The sequence below is a fragment of the Streptomyces sp. NPDC048269 genome (assembly GCF_040652395.1).
Taxonomy (GTDB): Bacteria; Actinomycetota; Actinomycetes; order Streptomycetales; family Streptomycetaceae; genus Streptomyces.
In genome coordinates, this window is sequence record NZ_JBEZLW010000018.1 from 128,712 (window position 1) to 136,093 (window position 7,382).

The window sequence follows — 7,382 nt, forward strand, 5'->3', positions numbered from 1 at the left end:
GCGGACCTAACTTAACCGAGGCTTACCTGACCCATGCCCACTCGTCCAGTGATTCAGCTCTCACCTTCCGGTGGCGGACACGGGGCCGTCACGGACGGTTCACGACATCCCCAAGGCGGGGTCAAGCGGAAGTCAAGTCGGGGCGACCGTTCCGCAGTGCCGAACGCCCGGCCGCGCTGCCTGCCGTACGACCCCCAGTGGGGCCCCGGCGCGCGGGCGCGGTGCACCTCGCGCGCAGGCGTCACACGGACCTGCGCTGACCCGTGCTTGAATTCCCGCGTGAACGATCTCGACGTGTTGAAGGTCTTCTGCGCGGGTGACGGCCGGCACGGCAACCTGCTCGGTGTCGTACGCGACGGCCGGACCTGCCCCGACGACGCGTCGCGGCAGGCCCTGGCCGCCGAACTCGGCTACAGCGAGACCGTGTTCGTCGACGACCCCGAGCGCGGGATCGTCGACATCCGCACCCCCGGCACGCGGATGTCCTTCGCGGGACATCCGCTGGTCGGGGTCGCCTGGCTGCTGGACATCGAGGAGCTCCAGCCACCCGCCGGATCCGTATGGGCGCGTGACGACGGGGAGTTCACCTGGATCACGGCCCGCCCCGAGTGGGTCGAGGGCAAGCGCACCGAGCAGTACGCGAGCCCCGCCGAGGTCGAGGCGCTGCCCGCGCCGCCGCCGGGCGAGGGCTGGCTGTACGCGTGGGCCTGGGAGGACGAGGCCGCGGGACGGGTACGGGCCCGCGGCTTCCCGCGCCGCGCCGACGGTGTCATCACCGAGGACGAGGCCACCGGGTCGGCGGCGATCCTGCTGACGGCGCAGCTGAACCGCGCCCTGAACATCACCCAGGGCGCCGGCTCCCAGATCCTCACCGCCCCCGGCCCCGACGGCACGGTCGAGATCGGCGGCCGCGTCCGCTTCGCCCCGAGCGGCAGGGGCTAGGAGCTAGGTCGTGTATTCAAGGTCCCGTCTGGCTGGCGGGGCCTGGCACGCACGCTCGCGTTGTCGTCAGTCATCGGCGTCCCCCCAGCTACCGCTGGGGGGTGCCCCCACCGCGTCGATTCCCTCCTCCGCCTTGCGATCGCACGCACCAGGCCCCGCCGGCCCCGCCCTCCGGGCGGCCGACGCTACTTTGACGACACTCCCTACGCCGAGAGGGGGAAGCGCTCGCCCAGCTCGCGGAAGACCGCGCCGTTGAACTCGAAGGCTCGCTTGCACTCGTCGATGATGCGCTGCTTCTCCAGGTCGTCCGCGGCGATCGCGTCCAGCAGCTCGCGGTAGGTCCGCTTGAAGGCCGCCGGGTTGGAGATGTCCGCGAAGACGTAGAAGCGGACGCCGTCGCCCTTGCGCGCGAAGCCCCAGGTGCGCTCCGCCTTGTCACGGATGATCTGGCCGCCGGAGAGGTCGCCCAGGTAGCGGGTGTAGTGGTGGGCGACGTAGCCGCCCGGCCACTCGGCCGCGCACTGGGCCACCCGGGCGGCGTAGGCCTCGGTCGCGGGCAGCGCCGCCACGCTCTCGGGCCAGCCGGGCCCCAGCAGGTGCGCGAGGTCACGCTCGATCTCTGCGACGCGCATCAGCTCGGGCCGGATGAACGGGCCGGCCACCGGGTCGTCCTCGAGGGAGTCGGCCGCGTCCTCCAGGGCCCGGTACACGAACCACAGCTGCTCGGTGTAGCGCGTGTACGCGTCCACCCCGAGCCGCCCGCCCAGCAGGTCGCTCATGAAGGTCGACGTCTCGGCCTCGGTGTGCTGCTCGTGCGAAGCGACGCGGATGACCGTAGAGAAGGCGTCCAAGACGGACCTCCAGGGAAGGGAAAAAGACGTGACGGCACGGCCGTCACGTCCGATCCTCCTACTTAGGTATGCCTAAGTCAATGGGTTCCCGACGCGCTGTCGGTAAAAAGTCACTTACGGGCGAGGCGCTTGCCCGCAGGTGCCTACGGCAAGGTGAGGATCTCCGCGCCGGTGTCGGTCACCACCAGTGTGTGCTCGAACTGGGCGGTGCGCTTGCGGTCCTTCGTCACGACCGTCCAGCCGTCCTCCCACATGTCGTACTCGTGGGTGCCCAGGGTCAGCATCGGCTCGATGGTGAAGGTCATCCCGGGCTCGATGACGGTGGTGGCGTGCGGGCTGTCGTAGTGCGGGATGATCAGGCCGGAGTGGAAGGACGAGTTGATGCCGTGGCCGGTGAAGTCCCGGACCACGCCGTAGCCGAAGCGCTTCGCGTACGACTCGATGACCCGGCCGATGATGTTGATCTGGCGGCCCGGCTTGACGGCCTTGACGGCCCGGTTCAGGGCCTCGCGGGTGCGCTCCACCAGCAGCCGCGACTCCTCGTCCACCTCACCGCACAGGTAGGTGGCGTTGTTGTCGCCGTGCACCCCGCCGATGTACGCGGTCACGTCGAGGTTCACGATGTCGCCGTCGCGCAGGACGGTGGAATCGGGGATGCCGTGACAGATGACCTCGTTCACGGAGGAGCACAGCGACTTCGGGAAGCCCCGGTAGCCGAGCGTCGAGGGGTAGGCGCCGTGGTCGCACATGTACGCGTGGGCGACGCGGTCGAGTTCGTCGGTGGTCACCCCCGGCGCGATCAGCTTGGCGGCCTCTTCCATCGCCTGGGCGGCGATCCGGCCGGCGACGCGCATGGCCTCGATGGTCTCGGCCGACTGCACCTCCGGTCCGGTGTACGGCGTGGGCGCGGGCTTGCCCACGTACTCGGGCCGGCGGATGTTTCCGGGAACGGAACGGACGGGGGAAAGCTCGCCTGGTACGAGCAGCGACTGGCCAGACATGCAAGCGAGTGTATCCAGCGGGGATGGGGCAGCATGGCGGCAGAGAGCGGTATCGAGAGGAGCCTGACAGCGATGGCCTTGTTCAAGAAGCGCCAGGTGGGCAAACCGGGCGAGTGGTACTACTGCCTGGTCCACAAGAAGGTCGAGGAAGGCCCCGAGTGCCCCGCCAAGGACCGGTTCGGTCCGTACGAGACCCCCGAGGAGGCGTCCCACGCCATGCAGACGGCCGAGGAACGCAACCTCGAATGGCAGACGGACCCCAAGTGGAACGACAAGACCCGCGAGGACGAAGAGGGCACGACCCCGTAGGGCATGGCCGGTGACCGGTGACCGGTGACCGGTGACCGGTGGCCGGTGGCCGTAGGCGCTGGGTCGCTGGGCCGCTGGGCCGACGAGGGCCTGGGCGCTCCTACCAGCGGCTGGGCGGCGGGGCGGTCAGCTGATCGGCCAGCCGCGCCAGCCGGTCCCGGAAGCGGCGCGGCCCGTGCTGCGCCGGCAGGCTGTTCTCCCCGGCCGCCGCGCTGACCAGGTGCTGCACGGTGTCCAGATCCATCCCCCGGCCACCTCCCCCGGACTCCGTCCGGGGGGACCCCCAGGGAGGTGCCCCCACCGCGCAGTCCTCCGCCACCGAGAGGGCGTCGTGCGCGAGTGCGCCCAGATCCGGGTCCCCGCCGTCCAGGGACAGTACGGTCGCCCCCGCGCGCCGGGCGTCGTGCACGCGCTCCAGCAGCCCCGCGCCGGGCTGCTCCGGCGCCACCACCAGCAGGGTGTACCCGCGCCGCGCCGCCTCCAGCCTGCTCAGGCCCACCGACAGGTGCGGCGGCTCCCCGGGCAGCACGTGGTGGCGTACGAGGGTGGGCGCCAGCTCCGGCAGTCCGGACCAGGCGGCCTCGTCCACCAGGTGCGCCGCCAGATGCCAGGGCTCGTACTGCTCGGTCCCCACCAGCAGCAGGTTCCCGCCGGACTTCCCGCCGCCCGGTACGACCGAGCGCCGCAGCGAGCCGGCGAAGCGGCGCGCGGCGCCCGGCCACTGCGTACCGGCGAGGACCTCGCGCAGCAGCGCGACTCTCACGGCATCCATACCGGCATCCTGCACCATGCACCGGACACGGGGGAGCGCTTCCCTCCCCTTCGGATGTGGGCTACCCGGCAGTACCCTCGCCCCCATGACTTCCTCAGACAGCACGCAGAAGCCGCCGGCCAAGGACCCCTGGGACCTCCCGGACGTCTCCGGCCTCGTCGTCGGCGTCCTCGGTGGCACCGGCGACCAGGGCCGCGGCCTGGCCTACCGGCTCGCCCGGGCCGGGCAGAAGGTGATCATCGGCTCCCGCGCTGCCGACCGCGCGCACACCGCCGCGGAGGAACTGGGCCTCGGCGTGGAGGGCGCGGACAACGCCGAGTGCGCGCGGCGCAGCGACATCGTGATCATCGCTGTGCCGTGGGAGGGCCACGCCAAGACCCTCGAAGCGCTGCGCGAGGACCTCGCGGGCAAGCTCGTGGTGGACTGCGTCAACCCGCTCGGCTTCGACAAGCAGGGCGCGTACGCGCTCCAGGTCGAGGAGGGCAGCGCGGCCCAGCAGGCCGCGGCGCTGCTCCCGGACTCCCGCGTCACGGCCGCCTTCCACCACCTCTCGGCGGTCCTCCTCCAGGACGAGTCCATCGACGAGATCGACACCGACGTGATGGTCCTCGGCGAATCCCGCGCGGACACGGACCTCGTCCAGGCCCTCGCCTCCCGCATCCCGGGAATGCGCGGCGTCTTCGCGGGCCGCCTGCGCAACGCCCACCAGGTCGAATCCCTGGTGGCCAACCTGATCTCCACCAACCGCCGCTACAAGGCCCACGCGGGCCTGCGCGTCACGGACGTCTGAGCGGTTCCCGTGTTCCCGTGCCCGGCGGCCCGGTCCCGCAGGACCGCACCGCCGGGCTCGCCCGTGCTCAGCCCCGCCGGCCGGGGCGCGCGTCGGCGGCGGCGAGATGGGCCACCACCCCGTGGTAGAAGCGGTCGACGGCATCGTCCACGCTGCGGATGAAGCCGGACTCCGTGTTGCCGCGGCTGTTGCCCATCCCCTTGATCAATGACAGCCGGAACCCGCTCAGCGGGGCGCCGTCCTTGGGCAGCAGGTCGCCCGGCTCGGGACGCAGGCGCTCCAGCGTGCCGCGCGGTCCGTTCTCACCCTCGACGAGGCTCTGCACGTGCAGGTCCGCCGGTGCCTCGGCGAGCAGCCTCACCAGCCGCTTCGCCGTGGTCAGCGGATACGACCCGTCCGGGGCCGGGACGTCGACGGACGTACGCACCTTCCCCGTGCGCAGATCGGCGACGACCGCGATGACGGAACTCGTCCCGTCGATACGCAGCTCCGCGGCGAGCCTGCCCTCCGCGCACAGCCTTCCGGCCGCGGCGACCCGCCGGGCCTGCGGGTCGCTGCCGCGCCGGGCGCGCTGCACGGGCAGGGCCTTCTGGCCGAGCTCCCCGCCGAGGCGCAGGCAGACCTGGCGGACGAGCCGCTCCCAGCTCTCCACGACATCCACGGCGCGGGGGTCGTCCGGACCGAGGGTCTCGTCCTCGATGCCGTTGCGTACCGGTACCCAGGCGGGCCCCATGTTCTGGAATCCGTGGCATCCCGAGTTCTCGTGCTGGAGGTACTCCAGGAGCTCCTGCAGCAGCCAGGCGTGGGCCGGGTTGCCGACGCCCTCGTGGCGGATCAGCATCTGCGCCTGGTGGGCCACCTCGGCCCAGGACAGATGCCACAGGCTGACCTTGTGCTTGCGGCGGCCGTCGATCTTCACGTCGACCATGGCGGCGCCTTCGAGGGCCACGTCGTTGGAGAGCGTGATCACGGCCTCGTACCCGCGACGGGCCGCGATGTCCATGTACTGCTGGACCTGCTCGGCCTTGAGCTGGTTGCCGTTCGTCTTCGTCTCCACGAGCGCCGTCCACAGCTTGCCCGCGCGTTCCACGCGGATGACGCCGTCGGGGCGCTTCGGGGCGTCGCCGTGGGGCAGCGACACCTCGGTGAAGGTCTGCATCCGGCCGGCGGGTGCGCCGAACGCGGCAGTGAGGCGGCGCCCCAGCTCGGGGACCTGAGCCATCACGGACAGCAGCACGGAGGTCGCCCGTACCTCGCGCTCCTTGTCGCTCTTGAGGGACGGGACCGGGAACAGCCGCGCGGTCCGCCAGGTGTCGTTCTCCGCGAGCGACTTCTTGGCCACCTTGGGCAGGGTGACCTTCTTCCGCGTCGTCGCGCGCGGCCCGCGGCCGCGCGTCTGGGCCGGCACGGCGGAGGGCGCGACCGGCGCGGGCGCGACCGGCGGGGCCGGGGCGCTGACCGCGGGCGCCGCCGCCTCGCGGGGGCCGTCGGGCACACCGGGCTTGTCGGGATCGACCGCTTCCCCGGACGGGGGCTCGTCGGTCTCCTCCAGGACGGCGATGCCGAAGTCCGTGGCCAGCCCGGCCAGGCCCGTCTCGTACCCCTGTCCCACGCCGCGGAACTTCCACTCCTCCCCGCGCCGGTACAGCTCACCGAAGATGAAGGCGGTCTCCACGCTCGCGTCGTCGATGGAGAATCCGACGAGCGGCTCGCCGGACCGGTCCGCGACCGTCATCCGCAGGTCGTCGAGATCCCCGAAACGGGCGCCGCCGTACTGGCTGGCCGCCACCACGATGCGTGCGACGTCCTCCGGAACCGCGGTCAGGTCCAGGCTGATGCGGTCCTCGTCGCCGCTGTCGGTCGGCGTCTTCCCCAGGAGTTGCACGCTACCGTCGGCGGCAGCCGGGTTGTTGTAGAAGTAGAAGTCGTTCTCGCTGCGGATCTTGCCGTTGTCGTCCAGGAGCAGTACGGAGACGTCGGCGTCGCCGGCCCCCGAGGCACTGGTCCAGCTCAGACTCACGACCACCGAACCGGCGTCCTCGCTGAGGGCCGTCAGGCTGACGTTCGCGCCCTTTGAGATCTCCTGCATGTCGTCCCCCCACTCGCCCGGCGTCGTCCGTCGCGGGCGGAGCGGACCGGGCCGTTCGTTCTGTCGCGCGGCAGATACGGCGCGTCACGGGCGAACCGTAGCGCCACAGGGGTCGGAAGATCAGGTGAAAGGCGGAAACGGGTGGGCTGCCGTTCCCCCTCGTCCTTACAGGATCACTGCGGGGCATGGGGGACACTGGAGGGGCTCGACCCCGATCAGTGTTCCCGAGGAGCTCTTCCCATGCCCCGCCTTGCCGTCTTCGCCGTTGTCGTCTGCGTCCTTGCGGTGGCCGCGGCCGTCGTCGCCTTCGTGGAGGGCAGCTTCCTCGGGATCGTCTGGGTGCTGCTCGCGGGCCTCACGTCCAACATGGCCTGGTACTACATCCGCAAGGCGAAGGCCGAGAAGGCCGCGGCCGCGCGCGGCGCCTAGGGAGTGTCGTCGAAGTAGCGTCGGCCGCCCGGAGGGCGGGGCTGGCGGGGCCTGGTGCGTGCGTGCCAGGCCCCGCCAGCCAGACGGGACTTTGACGACACGACCTAGTGTTCTGAGTCAGGAATCCTGTTCAGATAGCTGGCGAGGCGTTCGAGGATCTCGTCCGCGGTCTTGGTCCAGACGTAGGGCTTCGGGTCGC

General features: G+C 71.4%; 8 protein-coding genes. 4 read left to right on the forward strand and 4 right to left on the reverse strand.

Going from position 1 to position 7,382, the window contains the following annotated elements; genetic code table 11:
- The first annotated feature begins 279 nt into the window (after positions 1–279).
- On the forward strand, positions 280–942 hold the full coding sequence (locus tag AB0D48_RS21265) for a PhzF family phenazine biosynthesis protein (RefSeq protein WP_362398907.1): 663 nt from the start codon (positions 280–282) through the stop codon (positions 940–942).
- Between the two features lie 203 nt (positions 943–1,145).
- Here the strand turns inward: AB0D48_RS21265 and AB0D48_RS21270 are convergent, their stop codons facing one another.
- The gene (locus tag AB0D48_RS21270; RefSeq protein WP_362398910.1) at positions 1,146–1,793 is read right to left on the reverse strand and encodes a biliverdin-producing heme oxygenase; all 648 of its coding nucleotides are present in this window, start codon (positions 1,791–1,793) and stop codon (positions 1,146–1,148) included.
- 143 nt (positions 1,794–1,936) lie between these two features.
- A complete protein-coding gene (gene map / locus AB0D48_RS21275; protein WP_362398913.1) occupies positions 1,937–2,794 on the reverse strand; it encodes a type I methionyl aminopeptidase in 858 nt (285 codons plus the stop codon).
- A gap of 72 nt (positions 2,795–2,866) precedes the next feature.
- Here map and AB0D48_RS21280 point away from each other — a divergent pair, with 72 nt between their 5' ends.
- The gene (locus tag AB0D48_RS21280) at positions 2,867–3,103 is read left to right on the forward strand and encodes a hypothetical protein (RefSeq protein WP_362398916.1); all 237 of its coding nucleotides are present in this window, start codon (positions 2,867–2,869) and stop codon (positions 3,101–3,103) included.
- 100 nt (positions 3,104–3,203) lie between these two features.
- On the opposite strand, the gene AB0D48_RS21285 is transcribed toward AB0D48_RS21280, so the two are convergent.
- On the reverse strand, positions 3,204–3,875 hold the full coding sequence (locus AB0D48_RS21285; RefSeq protein ID WP_362398919.1) for a hypothetical protein: 672 nt from the start codon (positions 3,873–3,875) through the stop codon (positions 3,204–3,206).
- Positions 3,876–3,960: 85 nt separating this feature from the next.
- Between AB0D48_RS21285 and npdG the strand changes: the two genes are divergently transcribed.
- The gene (npdG, locus tag AB0D48_RS21290; protein WP_362398922.1) at positions 3,961–4,665 is read left to right on the forward strand and encodes an NADPH-dependent F420 reductase; all 705 of its coding nucleotides are present in this window, start codon (positions 3,961–3,963) and stop codon (positions 4,663–4,665) included.
- A gap of 67 nt (positions 4,666–4,732) precedes the next feature.
- On the opposite strand, the gene AB0D48_RS21295 is transcribed toward npdG, so the two are convergent.
- Complete coding sequence (locus AB0D48_RS21295; protein WP_362398926.1) at positions 4,733–6,754, reverse strand: TerD family protein; 2,022 nt, start codon at positions 6,752–6,754, stop codon at positions 4,733–4,735.
- 240 nt (positions 6,755–6,994) lie between these two features.
- On the opposite strand from AB0D48_RS21295, the gene AB0D48_RS21300 reads away from it, so the two are divergent.
- On the forward strand, positions 6,995–7,183 hold the full coding sequence (locus AB0D48_RS21300) for a hypothetical protein (RefSeq protein WP_362398929.1): 189 nt from the start codon (positions 6,995–6,997) through the stop codon (positions 7,181–7,183).
- The last annotated feature ends 199 nt before the right edge of the window (positions 7,184–7,382 follow it).

Coding starts and splice junctions, on each gene's coding strand:
- AB0D48_RS21285 (WP_362398919.1), bottom strand. CDS start 3,875: ATGGATGCCGTGAGAGTCGCGCTGCTGCGCGAGGTCCTCGCCGGTACG.
- npdG (WP_362398922.1), top strand. CDS start 3,961: ATGACTTCCTCAGACAGCACGCAGAAGCCGCCGGCCAAGGACCCCTGG.
- AB0D48_RS21295 (WP_362398926.1), bottom strand. CDS start 6,754: ATGCAGGAGATCTCAAAGGGCGCGAACGTCAGCCTGACGGCCCTCAGC.
- AB0D48_RS21280 (WP_362398916.1), top strand. CDS start 2,867: ATGGCCTTGTTCAAGAAGCGCCAGGTGGGCAAACCGGGCGAGTGGTAC.
- AB0D48_RS21300 (WP_362398929.1), top strand. CDS start 6,995: ATGCCCCGCCTTGCCGTCTTCGCCGTTGTCGTCTGCGTCCTTGCGGTG.
- map (WP_362398913.1), bottom strand. CDS start 2,794: ATGTCTGGCCAGTCGCTGCTCGTACCAGGCGAGCTTTCCCCCGTCCGT.